Annotated in this window: 18 protein-coding genes and 1 pseudogene; 16 read left to right on the top strand and 3 right to left on the bottom strand. The window is 47.1% G+C overall.

Annotated elements, in window-relative coordinates:
- The first annotated feature begins 83 nt into the window (after nucleotides 1-83).
- The 6 genes and pseudogenes from K7I13_RS02515 to K7I13_RS02490 all read left to right on the top strand — a co-directional run bounded on the left by K7I13_RS02515 (nucleotide 84) and on the right by K7I13_RS02490 (nucleotide 6,216).
- Nucleotides 84-1,627: pseudogene (locus tag K7I13_RS02515) on the top strand (ABC transporter ATP-binding protein).
- A complete protein-coding gene (locus tag K7I13_RS02510) occupies nucleotides 1,624-2,739 on the top strand; it encodes an ABC transporter permease (protein ID WP_255947688.1) in 1,116 nt (371 codons plus the stop codon). The pseudogene K7I13_RS02515 and the gene K7I13_RS02510 overlap by 4 nt, the downstream one beginning before the upstream one ends.
- Nucleotides 2,732-3,637: an ABC transporter permease gene (locus K7I13_RS02505; RefSeq protein WP_255947686.1), complete on the top strand. Its 906-nt coding sequence runs from the start codon at nucleotides 2,732-2,734 to the stop codon at nucleotides 3,635-3,637. The genes K7I13_RS02510 and K7I13_RS02505 overlap by 8 nt, the downstream gene beginning before the upstream one ends.
- Before the next feature lie 2 nt (nucleotides 3,638-3,639).
- Nucleotides 3,640-4,380, top strand: a complete 741-nt coding sequence (locus tag K7I13_RS02500; RefSeq protein WP_255947685.1) for a purine-nucleoside phosphorylase — start codon at nucleotides 3,640-3,642, stop codon at nucleotides 4,378-4,380.
- Nucleotides 4,377-5,003 carry an NAD(P)H-dependent oxidoreductase gene (locus K7I13_RS02495; RefSeq protein ID WP_255947684.1) on the top strand — a complete coding sequence of 209 codons (627 nt, stop codon included), beginning with the start codon at nucleotides 4,377-4,379 and terminating at the stop codon, nucleotides 5,001-5,003. Before K7I13_RS02500 ends, K7I13_RS02495 begins: the two co-directional genes overlap by 4 nt.
- Nucleotides 4,996-6,216 (top strand): HD domain-containing protein, encoded by a 1,221-nt coding sequence (locus K7I13_RS02490; protein WP_255947683.1) that lies wholly within the window; start codon nucleotides 4,996-4,998, stop codon nucleotides 6,214-6,216. The genes K7I13_RS02495 and K7I13_RS02490 overlap by 8 nt, the downstream gene beginning before the upstream one ends.
- Before the next feature lie 50 nt (nucleotides 6,217-6,266).
- Here the strand turns inward: K7I13_RS02490 and K7I13_RS02485 are convergent, their stop codons facing one another.
- A complete protein-coding gene (locus tag K7I13_RS02485) occupies nucleotides 6,267-7,559 on the bottom strand; it encodes an OmpA family protein (protein ID WP_255947682.1) in 1,293 nt (430 codons plus the stop codon).
- Nucleotides 7,560-7,684: 125 nt separating this feature from the next.
- Here K7I13_RS02485 and K7I13_RS02480 point away from each other — a divergent pair, with 125 nt between their 5' ends.
- Genes K7I13_RS02480 through K7I13_RS02470 form a run of 3 tightly spaced genes read left to right on the top strand, consistent with a single transcriptional unit; the run spans nucleotide 7,685 to nucleotide 10,149 of the window.
- On the top strand, nucleotides 7,685-8,233 hold the full coding sequence (locus tag K7I13_RS02480; protein WP_255947680.1) for a cyclic nucleotide-binding domain-containing protein: 549 nt from the start codon (nucleotides 7,685-7,687) through the stop codon (nucleotides 8,231-8,233).
- Between the two features lie 54 nt (nucleotides 8,234-8,287).
- The gene (locus tag K7I13_RS02475) at nucleotides 8,288-9,121 is read left to right on the top strand and encodes a M23 family metallopeptidase (protein WP_255947679.1); all 834 of its coding nucleotides are present in this window, start codon (nucleotides 8,288-8,290) and stop codon (nucleotides 9,119-9,121) included.
- Nucleotides 9,122-9,141: 20 nt separating this feature from the next.
- On the top strand, nucleotides 9,142-10,149 hold the full coding sequence (locus K7I13_RS02470) for a sigma-70 family RNA polymerase sigma factor (protein ID WP_255947678.1): 1,008 nt from the start codon (nucleotides 9,142-9,144) through the stop codon (nucleotides 10,147-10,149).
- A 3-nt stretch (nucleotides 10,150-10,152) separates the two neighbouring features.
- On the opposite strand, the gene K7I13_RS02465 is transcribed toward K7I13_RS02470, so the two are convergent.
- Nucleotides 10,153-10,716: a 3'-5' exonuclease gene (locus K7I13_RS02465; protein ID WP_255947677.1), complete on the bottom strand. Its 564-nt coding sequence runs from the start codon at nucleotides 10,714-10,716 to the stop codon at nucleotides 10,153-10,155.
- Between the two features lie 11 nt (nucleotides 10,717-10,727).
- On the bottom strand, nucleotides 10,728-12,497 hold the full coding sequence (locus K7I13_RS02460; protein WP_255947676.1) for a phospho-sugar mutase: 1,770 nt from the start codon (nucleotides 12,495-12,497) through the stop codon (nucleotides 10,728-10,730).
- A gap of 173 nt (nucleotides 12,498-12,670) precedes the next feature.
- Between K7I13_RS02460 and K7I13_RS02455 the strand changes: the two genes are divergently transcribed.
- From K7I13_RS02455 to K7I13_RS02420, 7 genes are all read left to right on the top strand, one after another.
- Nucleotides 12,671-12,916, top strand: a complete 246-nt coding sequence (locus tag K7I13_RS02455; protein ID WP_255947675.1) for an OadG family protein — start codon at nucleotides 12,671-12,673, stop codon at nucleotides 12,914-12,916.
- 11 nt (nucleotides 12,917-12,927) lie between these two features.
- Nucleotides 12,928-14,997: a sodium-extruding oxaloacetate decarboxylase subunit alpha gene (oadA, locus tag K7I13_RS02450; protein ID WP_255947674.1), complete on the top strand. Its 2,070-nt coding sequence runs from the start codon at nucleotides 12,928-12,930 to the stop codon at nucleotides 14,995-14,997.
- A 15-nt stretch (nucleotides 14,998-15,012) separates the two neighbouring features.
- Complete coding sequence (locus K7I13_RS02445) at nucleotides 15,013-16,392, top strand: sodium ion-translocating decarboxylase subunit beta (RefSeq protein ID WP_255947672.1); 1,380 nt, start codon at nucleotides 15,013-15,015, stop codon at nucleotides 16,390-16,392.
- Between the two features lie 225 nt (nucleotides 16,393-16,617).
- Nucleotides 16,618-17,799 (top strand): glycoside hydrolase family 3 N-terminal domain-containing protein, encoded by a 1,182-nt coding sequence (locus K7I13_RS02440; protein WP_255947671.1) that lies wholly within the window; start codon nucleotides 16,618-16,620, stop codon nucleotides 17,797-17,799.
- 34 nt (nucleotides 17,800-17,833) lie between these two features.
- Nucleotides 17,834-18,190: a pseudouridine synthase gene (locus K7I13_RS02435; protein WP_255947670.1), complete on the top strand. Its 357-nt coding sequence runs from the start codon at nucleotides 17,834-17,836 to the stop codon at nucleotides 18,188-18,190.
- Nucleotides 18,191-18,341: 151 nt separating this feature from the next.
- The gene (locus tag K7I13_RS02425) at nucleotides 18,342-18,548 is read left to right on the top strand and encodes an RluA family pseudouridine synthase (protein ID WP_255947669.1); all 207 of its coding nucleotides are present in this window, start codon (nucleotides 18,342-18,344) and stop codon (nucleotides 18,546-18,548) included.
- Complete coding sequence (locus K7I13_RS02420; RefSeq protein WP_500789617.1) at nucleotides 18,541-19,335, top strand: SAM-dependent methyltransferase; 795 nt, start codon at nucleotides 18,541-18,543, stop codon at nucleotides 19,333-19,335. Before K7I13_RS02425 ends, K7I13_RS02420 begins: the two co-directional genes overlap by 8 nt.
- Nucleotides 19,336-19,424: the final 89 nt, after the last annotated feature.

Raw genomic sequence — 19,424 nt, 5'->3', positions numbered from 1 at the left:
CTGTCCCATTCCTGCCCGGAAGGACAGCCTTTTTTATTGTGAGATTTTCTCGCAGGTAAAAAAATGTTTTTCGGGAGCTGCTGATGGAGCCCAATGCAATAGAAATGCTCGGTATCACCAAATCTTTTCCGGGTGTGGTTGCAAATGATCATATCAATTTTACCGTACGGAAAAATGAAATACATGCCCTGCTCGGTGAAAACGGCGCCGGTAAATCGACCCTGATGTCGATCCTCTTTGGCACCTATGAAGCTGATGAGGGTGTAATCCGGCTGTACGGCAGCGATGTAAAAATCAGAAACCCGAATGATGCAACGGCTCTTGGAATCGGGATGGTCCATCAGCATTTTAAATTGATTCATAATTATACGGTAACCGAAAACATCATGCTTGGCGTCGAAAAACGATACGGGCCCGGCATGCTCGACATTAAAACAGCGGAGAAGGAAATAACCGCGCTTTCCGCACAGTACGGATTACGGATAAATCCCCGGGATACAATTGAAGACATAAGCGTCGGTATGCAGCAGCGGGTTGAAATTTTAAAAACGCTGTACCGGAACGCCGAGATTTTTATTTTTGATGAACCGAGCGCCGTTTTAGCGCCCCAGGAAATTGACGAGTTTATGGATATCGTCAGACGGCTTAAGGCGGAAGGCAAGACAATCATTCTTATTACACATAAACTCCAGGAGATAAAGGCGGTCGCCGAACGGTGTACCATTCTCCGCCGCGGAAAGAGTATCGCAACAGTAGACGTCGCGGACGTTTCGCAGATTCAGCTTGCTGAATTAATGGTCGGTCGGGCGGTCAAATTTTCAATTGATAAAAAGCCGGCACGGCCGGGGAAGGCTGTTCTGGACATTGAAGATCTGTGCGTTAAAAACTGGAGAGGACTGCTTGGCTTAAAGGACTTTACCCTTACCATTCACGCGGGCGAAATTGTCGGAATCGCAGGAGTGGACGGGAATGGCCAGACCGAACTTCTTGCCGCGCTCGCGGGCATTACAAAGCCCGAGTGCGGAAAAATCAGTATCGACGGAAAAGATATTACACACGCAAGAGTTAAAAAAGAATTCAGAGAGGCATGGGTTTTATTCCTGAAGACCGGCAAAAACACGGGCTTGTTATGGAGTTTACCGTTGCTGAAAATTTCATTCTGAAAAATTATGATAAAAGGCCATTTTCATCCCGTTCGGGTTTCCTGAATTATCCCGCGATTTTTTCCCATGCTAAAGAATTAATCAGCCAGTATGATATCCGTGCCGGAGGCGGTCCGGATATGCCTGTTAAACATATGTCGGGCGGCAATCAGCAGAAGGTGATTATAGCCAGGGAAATTTCACTTTCGCCCGAAGTACTTGTAATTGCCCAGCCGACCCGGGGCCTCGATGTAGGGGCAATTGAATATATCCGGAAGCGTATTGTTGCGGAGCGGGACGCGGGGAAGGCTGTTTTGCTTGTTTCCTTTGAGCTTGATGAAATCATGAATTTATGTGACAGGATTGTTATTCTTTCACGGGGTGAAATAGCCGGTATATTCCGGGAAAATGAACTTGAGGAACATCAGATCGGTGTAATGATGGCAGGTTCAAAAATTGAAGATAATGAAAGGTTTGATTTATGAGACCGGGCGGAAAAAGAACGATACGTCAAATACTTCTTGAGTCGGATGCGGCAATTTCCGTTCTGGTAGTTTTACTCGGATTTCTTTGCGGGACACTGCTCATACTCTGTACGGGGAGAAATCCGCTCGGAATGTATAAAGCTCTGCTCCAGGTTATGACCGGGTATAATGTGGATACCGGAAGATGGATTGTCAGATATATAGGCGACTGGCTTGCCCTTTCAATGCCGCTGATCCTTTGCGGTTTATCAATGGGGTTTGCCGCACGGACCGGTCTGTTTAACATAGGAGGGGAGGGGCAGTATATTGTAGGGCTTACCGTGGCCCAGATTGTTGCGCTGCTGGGGCCGCAGATTCCCTATATTCACTGGATGCTCGCGATTGTCCTAGCTATGCTCGGCGGGGCCTTTTGGGGCGGCATTGTAGGTTGGCTCAAGGCGAAATTCGAGGTTTCCGAAGTTGTAGCTACCATTATGCTGAATTATATAGCCCTCTATCTTTCCCGCATTTTTATTATGAAGATACCGGGAACAAACACGTATCAAACCCCTCTTTACCCTGAAACTGCGTCATTGCGTTCCGCCTTTCTTGACAAACTCACCGGAACTTCCAGCTTTAATCTGGGTTTTATCTTTGTTATCCTGGCTCTTGTTCTGTATCATGTCATTATTGAAAAAACAAAACTTGGCTTCGAGTTACGCGCAACCGGGTTCAATAAAGACGCGGCGCGTTCAAATGGAATCCCTGTTGTAAAAAGTATTATTCTTTCAATGGCAATAGCCGGCGCCTTTGCCGGCCTTGCCGGAGCGATTGTATCTCTTGGTTCACTTAAATACGGGCGGGTGCTTGCTGTAAATGACGGCTACGGTTTTACCGGTATTGCTGTCGCTCTTGTGGGGAACAGTACGGCTGTCGGAACTTTTCTGGCTGGACTCCTTTTCGGCCTGCTGTCTTCAGCCCAGTCATTTATGGAAGCCAATGGTATTCCGAAAGAAATTACCTTTATCATACAGGGCCTTGTGGTTGTTTTCATTGCGATCCGCACCGGGTTCCGTATTTTTATCCGGAAGTCCATGAAAAAAAACAAAACGAAGGAATATCAAATTGAGTAATTTTCTGAATAAAATTCCGACTATACTTATGCTGGTTTCTCCGATATTGATCACTGCGACAGGAGGAATGATATGCGAACGGGCAGGTGTGGTAAATATTGCCCTTGAAGGGCTTATGGTGTTCGGCGCCTTTGCCACAGCCTCCGCACACTACTTTCTTGAGCCGATTCTGGGCGGAGGTTCTATCTGGGTTTCATTGCTGATAGGTTCATGCTTTGGCATGTTTTTTTCATATATTCACGCATTTGCTTCGATTTCCCTCAATGCCGATCAGACTGTTTCCGGAACCGGTATAAATCTGCTTGCAACAGGAGTCACTGTTTTTCTCTCGCAAATTCTTTTTAAACAGGACAGAACAAAACAGTTTATGATGAGTATGATGCCGGGAAAATTCAGCATTTATCCGACGGCCTATATTGCCCTGGCCGTAATATTCCTTGCCTGGGTTGTTTTATATAAATATCCTTTCGGCCTGAGACTCCGCGCCTGCGGCGAGAACCCTCAGGCAGCGGCTTCCGTAGGAATAAATGTCAAACAGATGAGGTATATCGCCGTACTGGTATCGGGGTTCCTTGCCGGGCTGGCCGGTGGCTGTCTTGTTCTTACAACAAATACCCAGTTTAATTCGACAACAGTCAACGGACACGGTTTTATAGCGCTTGCCGTTGTTTCTTTTGGCAGGTGGAAGCCGCTGGGAGTGGCCGGGGCCTCCCTCCTGTTTGGATCGGCTCTTGCTTTTTCGATAATTGCGTCTGATTATGCATTTTTGCGAAGGTTTCCCGCGGAAATTTTCAATATCATGCCTTATGCCATAACCCTTCTGGCCCTTGTTCTGTTCAGCGGAAAAAATTACGCTCCGCGGGATGCGGGCAAGCCATATGAAAAAGGAGCAAGCTGATAATGCCGACACCTCATAACAGCGCGCAGAATGATGAAATCGCCCCGATCGTTCTCTTTCCGGGCGATCCGCTGAGGGCAAAACATGTTGCTGATTCTTTTCTTTCAGATGTAAAAAAAGTTACTTCTGTGCGAAATATGCTGGGCTATACGGGAACCTGGAAAAACGTCCCTGTTTCCGTTATCGCTTCCGGCATGGGCTGCGCTTCTGCCGGAATATATTCATATGAACTTTTCAGGTTTTATGATGTGCAGAATATAATAAGGATAGGAACAGCGGGAGGCTTACAGGAGTATATTGAACCCGGCGATTTTGTTTTTGCAATGACAGCCTCTTCCGATTCAAATTATGCCTACCAGTATTCGCTCCCGGGTACTTACGCGCCCTGCGCCGATTTCGGTCTTTTTGAAAAAGCTGTTTCCATTGCAAAAAAGAAAAAACTTGTTTTCCATGCGGGCGGAGTTTTTTCTTCGGATCTTTTTTCGGATTATAATGCGCTCGGGCCGCAGACAGCATGGGTTCCCTGGTCGCGGATGGGCTGCCTTGCCCAGGATATGGAGACCTTCGCGCTGTACTGTAACGCGGCCTGGCTTGAAAAAAAAGCGCTTTCAATACTGACCCATACTGATTCATGTGTTACCGGAAAATTCCTGGCGGTAAAGGAACGGAAGGCAGCCATTGATACAATGATTTCCGTTGCGCTGGATCTGGTGGCGGATATTAGCAAGGGCAAGAACAAATGACCGCGCAGGAACAGTTTGCCTCCGTTCTGCGCCGCAGATATGCCTGCAGGCTTTTTGATACGGAACATACAATCACGGATTCGGATATAGCATATATTCTTGATTGCGGAAGACTTTCTCCGTCTTCATTCGGCCTTGAGGGCTGGCATTTTTATGCGGTAATTTCACCGGAAAAAAAGAAGAAACTCTATGCCGCCTGTTTTATGCAGGAGGCTGTTTTGACAGCCGGGCTGGCGGTGGTAATAGTCTGCCGGAAAGCGGCTTCGTATAAGCCTGAAAGTTCTTTTGTCAGGGAACGCGCAAGCCGCTTCCCCGGCGGGCTGGATGCTTTTATTCCTGATTATACGGGATATTATGATTATCTGAAAAACAACAATCTGCTGGATTCCTGGTCACGCGCCCAGACATACATACCCTGCACATCAATGATGATAGGCGCGGCCGGAGCAGGAATCGATTCCTGTGCCCTTGAAGGATTCGAAAATCAAGCGGTTTTGGAAATTCTGGAACTTGATCCCTCTGTCTGGGATACCGGAATTATTTGCGTTTTCGGGTATGCCAGGGATAAAACCGTTCCTGAAAAAATACGCATGCCTGCAGGAGAGATTACAAGTTATGTTTAACCGGAGTTTTGTTTTAAAAATTTTCGAAGGTTTTTCCCTGGAACGCTGGAATGATCTTGTCAGACCCTTCCCCCTTATTGAAATTGATAAGAGTGCGGAAAAGGCTGTTCTTGCCTATATCATTGGAAAGTTTGAAGAAAAAAACGGGACGCATATTGACTGGAGCCGGATAATATACGGTTCGTTTTTTGATCTGCTGCGCAAGATAGTTTTAAGCGATATAAAAGCCCCTGTCCAGCGCATGATCCGCAACGAATATCCTGACGAATATAAAAAGCTGAACGAGTGGGTCCTTGACCAGTATATTCATATCATTTCCGATAAAAAACTGTTTCAGGAATTTTCCGATTATGTTCTTGGCGAACCTGATACAAATGATATAACCTGGCGTGTATTGAGGGCCGCTCACAAATATTCAACCATGCGCGAGGTTGAACTCTTAACCATTGTCAATGAACCGTTCCGCCTGATAGAGGTAACCAAGAATCTCAACAGGGACATTGAGGAATTCCTTGACCTGCGCGGACTTCAGCTTCTGATAACCAAACAGACTCCCTATGATTTTTTAATGGAAATAGAGCGGCTCAGATTTCAAACCCGCTGGAACCAGACACCGAGGATTCCAGCGACAAGTGTTCTCGGCCATTCATATTTTGTTGCGGCCCTGACTTTGCTGCTGAGCAGGGAAATAGGGGCGCCAGCCGGAAGATTTTATAATAATTTCTTTTCTGCCCTGTTTCATGATCTTCCCGAGGCTGTTACCCGGGATATTATTTCCCCCGTCAAACAGGCGACTGACCACCTTCCGGCAATCGTAAAAGAAATTGAAGACAAGATTGTGGAAAAAGAACTGGTTCCCCTTATGGATGAATCTTTCAGAAGCGAACTGATGTATTTTACCAGCAATGAATTCTGCAACAGAATCCTTAATTCTGAGGGACAGGTGGAATTTGTTGATTTTCAGGATTTACAGACTACGTACAGCAATGACGCCTGTAAACCGGTAGACGGAAAACTGGTCAGGGCGGCCGACCAGATCGCGGCCTTTGTTGAAGCCGACAGTTCAATCCGGTATGGCATATCCTCAAGCCATCTCGAAATGGGCCGGAAAAATATTTTCAGTCAGTATTCGGAAGGCACGCTGATCAATGGGATTGATATAGGAGCTCTCCTGGCAGAATTCCGGAACCCGAACCAGCTGGATTTATTCTGAGTCCCGAACCGAGTTTCAAAACCCGGTTAGTTTTGAAATCGCCGTCACTGTTATTCGAGAATTGTAATTTCAACGCGTCGGTTTTGGGCCCGTCCTTCTTCCGTATTATTTCCCGCAGCAGGGCGGGTACCTCCGTAACCGGTATACATAAACTGTTCCGCATGCAGTCCCCGTTTTACAAGTTCGTCAATAATTTTTTTCGCCCGCTCTTCGGATAATCTTTTTTCGGCGGCAGGATCCCCTGTTGATGCGGTATGCCCTTCAACAAGATATTGATTTTTCGGCGCGAGCCGGAGGGCTTCCGCAATCGCATCCAGCCGCCATGTTTCGTCATCAAGGATAACCGCGGTATCAGCCTGAAAGTGGATATTTTTCATTGACAGGCGTATGCCCTGGGCTGTTTCCTCAACGGAAAACGGACTGTCTGCGTCGGGAGTTTTACCGTTCAATTTGTTCTGGATTTGACCTGAAAGGTTTCCCCGGTTTGAACCGCTTCCGCCGCTTTCATGTTTTTTCGCCGCGTCCGAGGTAATTGTTTCGAGTTCCTTAACCAGAATTTCTTTTTGAACGGGAACCGGGATTTCCGTAAACATGGCCGTATTTCCCTTATACCGGATGTTTGTTCCGTCCGCGTAATAAAAGGTTTCATCGAGCCTGTCAAGAATCAGAACAATGGATCCGTTTTCGGCGTTAACAAGAATGTCCGCTTCGTGGGTTCCTGTTGCATTAACAAGGTCAGGATCATCTGACCTGTTTTTATTGTATTTATTAATCCGCGTTGCGTACCGGGCCTTTATCCGGTAAACAGGAATATTCCTGTATTCTTCCTTGCCGGAAAAGGTATATTCAACCAGTATCGGAAGCGCGCTTGTTTTTCCGTCCCGTTTGGGATCAATAATCCGTACGCCTTCAGCCTGCCACCGGTCGCCCGGTTTGATCCTCGTGTCCGGGAAAACGGGAAAACCTCGCAGCCGGGGATATCCGGAGTCAGCGGAAAATTGCATGGTCCCGTCCGGTAAAACGGTAAACGCTGTTTCATTTATCTCATCAATGCTTCGCGATGTCTTTGCCATATCCCGCAGGGTTTCTTCGAGAACATAAAAAAATCCTGAAAATTCCTGCCCCTTCGGATTTTCACCGGTGGCCTTAACCCGCGCCCGCGTTTCGTTATGGGTCAGACCTATATATTTCCCGTTCTGGTATTTTGACCAGTTTGAACGTTCAACAAGTGTATAATTCCCATTAAACGAATAGCTCAATGAAACTTCAGGTATGTCCGTACTCTGCGGAAAAACCGCAGAAATAAGAAAACAGCATCCGAAAAGAAAAAAAAGTGGTTTCATACTTTAAATTATACTGCAAAATTTCATATATGTGATATTATATTATATATGTAAACTGGCAAAATTATACTTTTTTGCACTAATAGCAGTATATTATACATATTTATATTTATGGAGGATCATTTATGGAAAAGGTGGGCATGTTTCCGGACGTATTTTTGGCGAATCTTGTTGAAGTCCCCATGTTCTCAAGAATTGAAAAAACAGATCTTATAGCCATTGGTGATATTTGCGATATGTATTCATTTGACCCGGGAGAAGTCCTGATTGAAGAAGACTCCATGGTCAGGGCCCTGTACACTCTTGTTTCCGGTGAAGTTGATGTTCTGAAAAAAGGGGAGCAGAAAAAAGAAATAAAACTGAGTACGCTGACCAGCGGGGCTGTTTTCGGCGAAACCTCCCTTTTCAAGAACAGATCAAGCACCGCGACAGTCCGGGCCAAAACCCAGGCGCTTATTATGAGTCTTTCGCGGGAAAAGTTTTCGGTTTATATTAACGCCCACCCGAAGGCCGGCCTGATTATTCTGACCTATATTATTATGGGATTAATAGATAAACTGGATGCTTCAAATGAAGTAATTGCATATGAAAAAGAAAGCGCTGTTTCCGAAGAGGATTTTGAAATATTAAAAGATTTTTTCCCTCTCATAATGGAAGATATTATGCCGGAATAAGTATTTATCGGTAAGGAATAGGGCCTGATCTGCCGATAGTAATGTCAGAAAATTATGAAGAAATTATTACTGCCGTCATTTATGACTTTTTTAGTATTATGTTCACTTAACTGTTTTGCAGAAGAATTAATCCATACTCTGCAAAAAGGTGAAACATTATCTGCGCTCAGCAGAAAATACAATGTCCCTGCCTCGATTTTGATGGATCTGAATAATATTGCCGATCCCAATAATTTAAAAATCGGGCAAAAACTGCGCATCCCTGATGTGTATGTTATTGAAAAAGGCGATACCCTGTACGCGATTGCCCGAAAATTCGAGATACCTCTGGATGCCCTGCTTGACGCGAATAAGCTGACCGGCAATTCAACGATAAAAGCGGGAGATTGTTTATTTATCCCGGACAGTAAAAAGGCCATACGCTCCGACCTGACACCTGAAATCGCCCAGGCGAATGTTCAGGGAAATCCCCCGGTTATTCAGCAGCCTCTTGAGGACCCCAGGGTTTTTGAACCAAAAAAGGTTGACCCTTCAATTATCTGGCCGGTAGAGGTCAAGGAGTTTTCATATCTTACCGGAAAGCTGAACGGTGTATCCATAACGGGGCAGAAGGGCGAACGGGTAAAAACGGTCGCTTCAGGTGTTGTTCTATCGACAGGCCCGTACCGGGGCTTTGGGCAGGTGGTTTTCATACAATCAAAATCAGGTTATATTTACGTATATGGCGGACTTGAAAGTATTTCCGTACGTCCGGGAGCTTCAATTGATTTTGGCGGGGAATTGGGAAAACTTGGCGCAGATTCGCTTTCAGGTAAACCGCAGCTTTATTTTATGGTATATAATAAAGACCAGCCGATTGATCCGGCAAAGGCTCCCCGCGGTTATTAGGTACGCATACAGCTAACAGAATGAAAGTAAAAAAACGGGGAAAAACTATCCAAAATGTCGGGAAAAAAACTGTAAAAAAAGTATCTGAAAAAACAAAAGCACAGGAAGATCTTGTCGCTGAACCTGATTTACTAGCCCTGTATCTCAAGCAGATTTCCCGGTATCCTCTTTTAAGCATTGACGATGAACAGATCATAGGCCAGAAAATTGAACAGGCTAGAAATGCCCTGTATTCCCTGCACGATTCTTTATCTGAAAATCCTTCAGATCAGACACTTCCGAAGAAAATTGCAGTCAGGGATGCTGAATTGCGGGAATTAAAAAACAGGATGATTACTTCCAATCTGCGGCTGGTTGTATCGATCGCAAAAAACTATCAGCACAGAGGATTGAGTCTGCTTGATCTCATTGATGAGGGAAATATCGGCCTGATTGAAGCCGTGGAACGCTTTGACTATACAAAGAACTGCCGTTTTTCAACGTATGGGACCTGGTGGATCCGTCAGGCTATAATAAAAAGTCTGGCGGATAAGGGACGTCTGATCCGTATTCCCATACATATGCTTAATACAATGGGAAAATGTTTTTCAGTGGCAAAGCAGCTGACTCAGGACCTGGGGCGCGATCCGACGCCTGAAGAGCTGGCAGCTTACCTTCAGATGTCTCCGGAACGGGTCGTGGAGATTATGAATCTTTCCCAGGAAACTACCAGTCTCGATACAACGGTTGATGAAGATAATAATACCCGTTTGTCCGACCTCATCAGTGATGACTCTCTGATTGAACCCTTTGAATTCATATTCACCGCGACTCTGCAGGAAACCCTGAAAGAAGCTTTCAAGAGTCTGTCAGACCGGGAAGCAAAGATTATTGACCTGCGCTTCGGTCTTTCAGGGGAAGGTCCTCTTACACTGGAAGAGACCGGTAAACTTCTGGGAATTACCCGCGAACGGGTCCGCCAGATCCAGTCAAAGGCAGTGAGCAAACTTTTTAAACGGACTGAACTCGAATCATTTCATGCCGACTGAGGGCTATGCTCCCGCATGTTTTTCCCCGCGCAGCTTTGAAAAGCAGTGCAAAAAAAGTTCCATGCAGACCCTTGCGTCATCCTCCGCCCGGTGAGCCTGTTTTGCCTTTATTCCAAATGAAACCGCCAGATCCTGCAGGGCGTATTTCGGCTGGCCCGGGAATACTTCCTTTGCAAAAATCCGTGTATCAACACAGCTGTTATTCAATACGGGGCTGTCCATTCTTGAAAGTTCTTCATTTATAAAACTGATATCAAACGGCGCGTTGTGGGCAATCAGAATTGAACTTCCGATAAACTGCAGAAAATCCGGCAGAACCTGATGAATGGCCGGCTGTTTTGCGACCATTTCATTGGTTATGCCATTTATTGCCGATATATCAGCCTCAATGGGTATGCCTGGATTTATCAATACATTAAACCGGGAAATAATACCCCCGGCGTCAAAGCGGATCGCGCCGATTTCAATAACCCTGTTCTGCTTCGGATCAAGTCCTGTTGTTTCAGTATCGAAGGCTGTAAAAACCGCTTCACCGGGAATTGCGAGAAGCCAGTCATGCTTTCCCATTCCGGCGGTTCCTATATGGTCCCGAGGATGCGGTGGATTTCAGCTTCCATATCCATTACTGCGGTATCCGCTATTTTTTTCGCTTCATCGAGGTCCCGTCCCGAAACAGGAGCGGGGCAGGAAATATAGAATTTGATTTTCGGCTCCGTTCCGCTCGGCCTTACGCTGACAATGCTTCCGTCTTCCAAAAAGAACTGAAGTACATTACTGCGGGGAAGACCTGTTTCCGATTTTTTATCAGGCTCAACAGGACTATAGATGGTTCCTTCCTGTATATCTCTGATTGTCAGGACTTTTTTCCCGTCCAGGATTTTGAGGCCGTCTTTTCTGAGCGTCGCCATAAGATTTTTCATGGCCGCTCCGCCGCTTGCCCCCGGAAAGTCTTTGTTTATCGTGTATTCCTTAAAATAACCATGCTGCATGTACATTTCATTCAGGCGGTCGAGAAGGCTTTTTCCCTTGCTGCGCCAGTACAGGGTCATTTCCGCACATAACGCCGCGGCGGAAATTCCGTCTTTGTCGCGGACCTCGGTTTCAATATTGTACCCGTAACTTTCCTCGTAACCGAAAATATAATTATGGGACCCTGTTTTTTCAAAATCAGCCATAACGGACGCTATCCATTTGAATCCGGTCAGACATTCCTTTGTCTCGACTCCGTAGGAATTTGCGATGCGGTCTCCAAAGGTGGATGTAACAATGGAACGGATAACAGCCGGGTTGGGCGGCATCCTGTCAAGTTCCTTTCTGGAAAGACAAATATAATCAACCAGAAGGGCTCCCATCTGGTTGCCGGTGATCAGCACGAATTTGCCGTCCGGTCCGGGAACGGCGCCGCCGAAACGATCCGCGTCCGGATCGGTAGACATTACCACATCCGCTTTTTCCTTTTCCGCGAGCTCGATAGCCATTTTAAGGGCGGCCGCTTCTTCGGGGTTCGGTTTTGCGACTGTAGGAAAATTCCCGTCCGGTTCGCGCTGCCGGGGTACAGTTAGTACTTTCAGACCGAGGTCTTCCAGAACTTTTTCCACATGCATTGCGCCGGTCCCGTGAAGAGGTGTATATACAATTTTCACATTGCCGGCCTGTTCCCTGATAAGATCGGGGCGGAACAGTTTGCTTTTTACCATTGCCCAGTATTTTTCGTCAATTTCACTATCAATTAATACAAGCTTTCCTGAACTGACAGCTTCTTCCCGGCTTATGGTTTTTACTTCCTTTACTGCGTTTACTTCATCAATTATACCTTCATCATGGGGTTCAATAACCTGCGCCCCGTCATTCCAGTAGGCCTTGTATCCGTTATACTGCGGAGGATTATGCGAGGCCGTAATAACTACTCCGGTGTCGCAGCCGAGCGTCCGTATGGCAAATGAGAGTTCCGGAGTAGGGCGGAGGCCGGTAAACAGGTAGGTTTTAAAACCATTGGCGGCGAAAATAAGCGCGGTCGCTTCCCCGAATACATCGGAATAATGCCTCGAGTCATAGGCAATTACCGCGCTCAGGCTGTTATTCTTTGCCTTTTCGGGAAACGTTTTCAGAAAATAATTGACCAGCCCCTGGGTCGCGCGGGTAACGACCAGCGTATTCATTCGGTTGGTTCCGCCTCCGATAACGCCCCTGAGTCCGCCGGTGCCGAATTCCAGGTTCTGGTAAAAACGGTCCTCAAGTTCTTTTATATTGCTGCTGCTGATAAGTTCCTTTACTTCATCTGCGAATTTTTCATCTTTTTCTTCATCGATATATGCCTGCGCACGCGCAAGAATCGTCTGCGTGTCCATCCGGATTCAGCTCCTTGTTATGTAGGTTTTAAAGTATTTCAGCTTAAGTATAACCATTTTCCCCGGCTTGAACAAGGATAGAAAATCCTATAGTATGAAACGCAAATACAAGGACACCTCTCAAATCCGAGGTTTTCTGTGATTTCCCGCATATATTTATTCTTGGAGGCGTTATGACAATACCTGAAATGCTTAGTCAGAGCGGTATTCTGACAGTTTTGGGACTGGGTGTTGTTTTTGCGTTCCTTATCATTCTCATTCTTTTCATGAATCTTGTAGCATTTTTTGTAAAGAAAACAGGACTCGATAAGGACAAAGACAGCGATTCTTCCGTTTCTCCTGCAGCGGTTCCCGCCGGTCAGGATCAGTCCGTTGTGGCGGCAATTGCAGCAGCCATTAAAGAAAAGCAAAAACAATAAGGAGACCTTTTATGGCTAAAGTACAAATTTCTGATCTTGTTCTTCGCGACGCGCATCAGTCACTTGAGGCAACCCGTATGACTACCGCGGATATGCTTCCTATCTGCGATAAACTTGATGATATAGGCTATGTCAGTCTTGAAGCGTGGGGTGGGGCAACCTTTGACGCCTGTATCCGCTTCCTGAACGAAGATCCCTGGGAACGCCTCCGCAAGCTTCACGCTGCTCTCCCGAAAACACCTATAATGATGCTGCTCCGCGGGCAGAATCTTCTCGGATACCGCCACTATGCGGATGATGTTGTGGATAAATTTGTTGAAGCTGCCGCAAAAAACGGCGTCGGTGTATTCCGCATTTTTGACGCGCTTAATGATCCGAGAAACCTGAAACGCGCTGCTGACGCGGCAAAAAAAACCGGCAAGCATGTCCAGATGGCAATTTCCTACGCGACAACGCCCTATCATACAAAAGAAAAATACGCTGAACTTGCGCAGGCCTATGCGGACTTCGGCGCCGATTCAATCTGTATTAAGGATATGGCGGGACTCCTGAAGCCATTTGACGCCTATGATCTTGTCAAGGCAATAAAGGCAAAGGTTGATCTTCCCCTGCAGATTCATACCCACGCGACAACAGGTATGTCGGTCGCGACTCTGACAAAGGCCGCGGAAGCCGGAGCGGAACGGATTGATACGGTTATCTCTTCCATGTCAATGGGTACTTCCCACAGCCCGACTGAAACAATGGTTGAAATTTTCAAAGGCACGGATATGGATACCGGCCTTGATATAAAAAAACTGCTTGTAATTGCAGCCTATTTCCGCGAAGTCCGGAAAAAATACGCAAGATTCGAATCCAGCTTCCTCGGCGCCGATACCCGTATTCTGGTATCCCAGGTTCCGGGCGGAATGCTTTCAAACCTTGAAAGCCAGCTCAAGGAACAGGGCGCGTCAGACAAGATCGATGACGTTCTCAAGGAAATTCCTGTCGTACAGAAAGACTGCGGATATATCCCCCTTGTTACTCCGACCAGCCAGATCGTAGGAACCCAGGCAGTCTTCAATGTACTGTTCGGACGCTATGAAAGACTGACTGCCGAAACAAGGGATCTTCTTACCGGCAAATACGGAAAAACTCCTGCGGAATGCAATCCTGAACTGGTAAAGAAAGCCCTGAAGGAAAGCAATATGGACGCTGTTATTACCCAGCGCCCCGCGGACCTCATTCCGAATGAATTTGATAAAATTTCCGAAGAAGCAAAGAAAAACGGCGCAGGAGACAATGTTGAGGATATTCTGACTTACGCCATGTTCCCGCAGGTCGCTCCGAAATTCTTCAAGGAACGTCCGAAAGGCCCGGTTTCTTCCGATTCATTTGTTACTCCGAAAGCTGAAGCTGGATCCTCCAAGGGCGGTTCCTATGTGGTAAGCGTTAACGGCGCCGATTACAATGTTCAGGCCGGTCCGTCAGGAGACAGCATGAGCATTACGGTTAACGGAACGGCATATAATGTCGGTTTTAAAGCCGCTTCCGGCGCTGCACCGGCCGCCGCCGCTGCTCCTGCCGCTTCATCCGGGGCAACAATTGCCGCTCCGGTAGCAGGCACGCTGCTCAAACACATGGTTGCCGACGGCTCCCAGGTTAAAACCGGTGATACAATCATAATGATTGAATCAATGAAAATGGAGCTTGAAGTCAAGGCTACTGCCGACGGTCCTGTCCATTTTGCTGTCCAGCCGGGAGCGCAGATTTCAGCCGGCCAGACAATCGCGACCATTGGTTCGGGCGCCCCCGCGGCTCCGGTACAGGCCGCTCCTGCCCAGCCCGCTCCGGCGGCCCAGGCTGCAGCACCCGCTACGGCTCCTTCAGGCGGTACTGCCGTAAACGCTCCGGTAGCAGGCACCCTGCTTAAGCAGATGGTTCCAGCCGGTTCCGCTGTAACTGTCGGACAGACCATTATCATGATTGAATCAATGAAAATGGAACTTGAAATAAAAGCTACTGTAGCCGGAACGGTCAATTTCCTGGTCGCGCCCGGGTCGCAGATTTCAGCCGGCCAGATTCTGGCAGAGATAAAATAAGGGGCGTTCAATAATATGTTAGGTAAAGAAAAATCAAAACGCCGTATTATTAATATTACGGTTGCAATGCTCTGTATTGCGCTGGTTTACTCGCTTGTAGGGACGGTTTTCGCCGCCGGGGATTCAAATGAGGTCGCTTCGATTTTCAATATGAATGTCCCGATAAAGGGTTCGGAAAATGTCCCCAGAATATCCATTGGCGAATTTCTGAAAAACACTGTTAAGAATACCGGTATAAATTCCATTATTAACGGCAGCGAGGAAGTTGAAAATTTAATCAATCCCGCTGAAACAACCACCGTTCCCGGATGGCAGCGGCTGGTAATGATGGCCATAGGTTTTCTTATTATTTATCTGGGCGCGGCAAAAGGGTTTGAACCGCTTTTGCTTATTCCGATAGGGTTTGGGACTGTCTTTGTCAACATACCCGGAGGCGGAATGTATAACGAACATTCCGGTATGCTCAGGATAATTTATGATGCTGGTGTCGGAAATGAGTTTTTCCCGATGCTGATCTTTATGGGAATCGGCGCCATGACTGATTTCGGTCCGCTCATTGCGAACCCGAAAACGGCCCTACTCGGCGGAGCGGCCCAGCTCGGGGTCTTTGTGACCCTGTTTGGGGTTGCCCTGATGAACCTGATCCACGGTATCGATTACAATATGTTCGAAGCCGCAGCCATTGCGATTATCGGCGGCGCCGACGGCCCCACCTCAATCTATCTGGCGGGAAAACTGGCTCCGCATATGATGGCAGTTATCGCCGTTGCGGCTTATTCATATATGGCTCTTGTCCCGATGATCCAGCCGCCTATTATGAAAATGCTGACAACAAAAAAAGAACGCATGATAAAAATGAAACAGCTCCGGTATGTTTCAAAGACAGAAAAAGTCCTGTTTCCCATTGCGCTGCTGATTCTTTCAATTCTTCTGATCCCCTCTGCGGCGCCGCTGATTGGTATGCTGGCCTTTGGTAATTTTGTACGGGAAATCGGGGTTGTAGAACGCCTTTCAAAGACAATGCAGAATGAAATGCTGAATATTGTTTCCATCCTGCTTTCTCTCGGCGTCGGCTCGCAGATGACTCCTGAGAAAATCATGAACCCGAACGCTGTCGGTATTATCGTCCTGGGCTTGCTGGCCTTCTGTGTCGCGACAATGGGCGGTGTTCTTATGGCCAAGCTGATGAATCTTTTCCTCAAGGAAAAAATCAATCCGCTTATCGGCTCCGCCGGTGTCTCTGCGGTACCTATGGCCGCGCGTGTGTCAAACAAGGTTGGTCTTGAATACGATCCGTCAAACTTTCTGCTCATGCACGCAATGGGCCCGAATGTTGCGGGTGTAATCGGAACAGCTATCGCTGCCGGTGTATTTATTGCGACCTACGCCGGTTAAGTAATTCTTTTCTGTTATTATGTAAATCCGGCCGGACTTCCGGCTGGATTTTTTTTATTTTTTATGCTAACCTGATAAAGAGAAAAGTTATTCCGGTTTATGCGATCAATATATTTTTTGCACTTAATACTAAAAACAGTACTGCTGTCCTCCCTTTTTGTGTATCTGATATCATGTACAGTTCCTGATAATCCAGGCGGGCTGAATCAATATACCGCTTCAGTTATGGCAATTCCTCATGATGAATGGCAGCGGAAACAGATTGAAAGTCTCGTTTCCTCAATGTCGCTGCAGGAAAAATCTTCCCAGGTCCTGATAACCTGTATTGACGGCAATGACAGGTTCCATCCGTATCTGTACAGGCATTTCCGGGATGTTATTCCGGGAGCCGTTCTCCTTTTCGGTTACAATATTGCCGGCGGCCCCGAGGCTGTTTTTGACTATATTGCGTCCTGCAATGCGGCTTTTCAGTCTCTCGGCGCCCGCGTACCTGTGCTTTTCGGAATTGATAATGAGGGAGGTGACGTATTCCGCCTCGGAAGCATAGGAACCCGTCTGCCTTCGGCAAAAACGGTTGCGGAAAATTTTTCTCCGGCTGAAGCCTGTGAACTGTACCGTCAGTCCGCCGTACAGCTTGCGGAACTTGGCATAACCCTGAGTTTTTCTCCGGTTGCGGAAATACTCACAGATGAAAACAGGGCATTCCTCGGCACCCGTTCGTTTTCTTCCTCTCTTGATACGGTCGTCCGGTATTCCGAAGCCGCAATCAGCGCCGGCAGTTCCGCCGGAATTATAAACGCGGTCAAACACTTTCCGGGAAATTCGGCGGATGATCCCCATTTCGGAATTCCGGTCCTTGATATTTCCCCGGAAGAATTTGAAACAGTATATCTGGCTCCCTTCCGCGCTCTTATTCCGGAATATGCGGACGCAATACTGGTCGCTCACAGCATAATACCTATTATTGATCCTGATACGCCTTTTTGCCTTTCAAAAAAAGGCGTTACCGGTATTCTGCGAAAAAATCTCAATTACAACGGACTTGTTATTACCGATGATATTTCAATGCAGGCCCTGGCCAGAAACGGGTATTCTCCGGTAGACGCGGCAGTTGCCGCTCTCGAAGCGGGCTGCGACATGATAATGACTTCCGAAACCAATATACGGAAGCTTTCGGATGCGATAAAAAACAGGGCTGAAACCAACGGGGATTTTATGTTCCGGCTAGATGAAGCGGTAACAAGAATTCTCACCGCAAAACAATCCCTGGGACTCGTCAAAACTTCGCTGCAGCGGTATAGTGAATCACGCATATACAATAACACAGAGAAAATTTTTAATGCCGAACGGTATTATGAATCCGTCAGGAGAGGAAATGAAATCCTTGAACGAAAAAATGACAGCTGAAACTGAAGAGTCGCTAAGCCGGCGGATTCTATATATGGACAGAAGTTTCGCCGTAATAAATAAAATGCCGGGTGAAATTTGTGAATCGACAAAAGACGGTAATGAACAGTATCTGGTTACGGAAAAGTTCAAAAAAATCCTTGAAACCCGCAGCGCAGCGGAATTTTCTTTCTTTGAAACGGTTAACAGAGTTGACCGTCCTGTTTCAGGCTGTGTAGTCCTTGCCTGGGACAGAAAAATATATTCATTACTTGCGGAGGCATTTGCCAACCATTCAGTAAAAAAACGGTATTATGCGATTACGGAAAAAAATGCGCGGGATGCCGGCATGCATGGACATCTTGCCCACGAAATTTTTTTTGACACAAAAAACAAAAGGCCTTTGTTGTGAATAACACCGGTAAAAAAAGTATGCACCGGAAGGAAAAAAAGCTGTTCTTGACTGGATAAAAATAGGCGAGGGTACGCATTATTCCTTCCTTGAAGTTGTCCCTGAAACGGGACGGACGCATCAGATACGTGTCCAGCTTTCCGCCGCCGGTATGCCGATCAAGGGTGATTTAAAATACGGGGCAAAGAGAAGCGATCCTCTCGGCGGAATCCGCCTTCATGCCGCCGGTCTCGCGTTTGCCCATCCTGAAACCGGAGAACCTTTGCACATTTCAGCGCCCGTAATTACTTCTGACCCGCTCTGGCAGGCTTTTTTAATTGCGCTTGATTCAAGGGGTCCGGTTGCTGAAAATGGGTAAAAAAGCAGTTTCAGGGGCTGAAACCTTTCACTCCTATTACTCCGGTCTGTTCGGGCAAAGATGGAATTCTCTTTATCCTGCTCTTCTCGGTGAGCCTCACAGCGTCGGTTTTTCAGAAAAACTGCTGAAACCCTATTTCCTGGATGCGGGCAGTATTGAAGCGGCCCGCGCCCTTCCGGCAGTTACCGGAGGAGCTGTTCTGGATATGTGTGCGGCACCCGGCGGCAAGAGCCTTATTCTTGCGGTACAGCTGGATTCTGATTCAAAACTGACCGCAAACGAATTTTCCAGACAGCGGAAGCAGCGGCTTCTCAACGTTCTTGATGAATATCTTCCTTCTGATATACGTGAAAAGGTAACCGTGACGGGCCATGATGCCTCCCGCTGGTCCCGTTATGAAAAAGAAGCCTATGACAGGATTCTGCTGGATGTTCCCTGTTCTTCTGAACGGCATGTACTGGCTTCTGAACGGCATCTTGCAGAATGGAGTCCCGCCCGCATTAAAACGCTTTCACAGCGTCAATGGGCCCTTCTTTCCGGCGCATGGCTTGTACTCAAGCCGGGGGATATATTGTATATTCAACCTGCGCTCTTTCGCCGAAAGAAAATGATGATATTGTTGCAAAACTTCTTTCAAAATACGCCGACGCCGGAATCACCTCGCCGGAACATACATCCGCGCTGGCTGAAAAAACATTATACGGGTTTCATATCCTTCCTGATACAGGCCTCGGCGCCGGCCCCCTTTATTATTCTCTCATTCAAAAGAAATAGGTCTGACAGATAAGCAATTTTCCTATCTGCCGGAAGAACCGGACTTGTCCAGCAGCCCGGAATGATGCCGGGACCCGCCGTCAGTCTGCCGACAGGATCGAC

The organism is Brucepastera parasyntrophica (assembly GCF_022376835.1).
Lineage (GTDB): Bacteria > Spirochaetota > Spirochaetia > Treponematales > Treponemataceae > Brucepastera > Brucepastera parasyntrophica.
The sequence above is the reverse complement of the archived record's forward strand: the minus strand, read 5'-3'. Positions and strand labels throughout refer to the sequence as shown.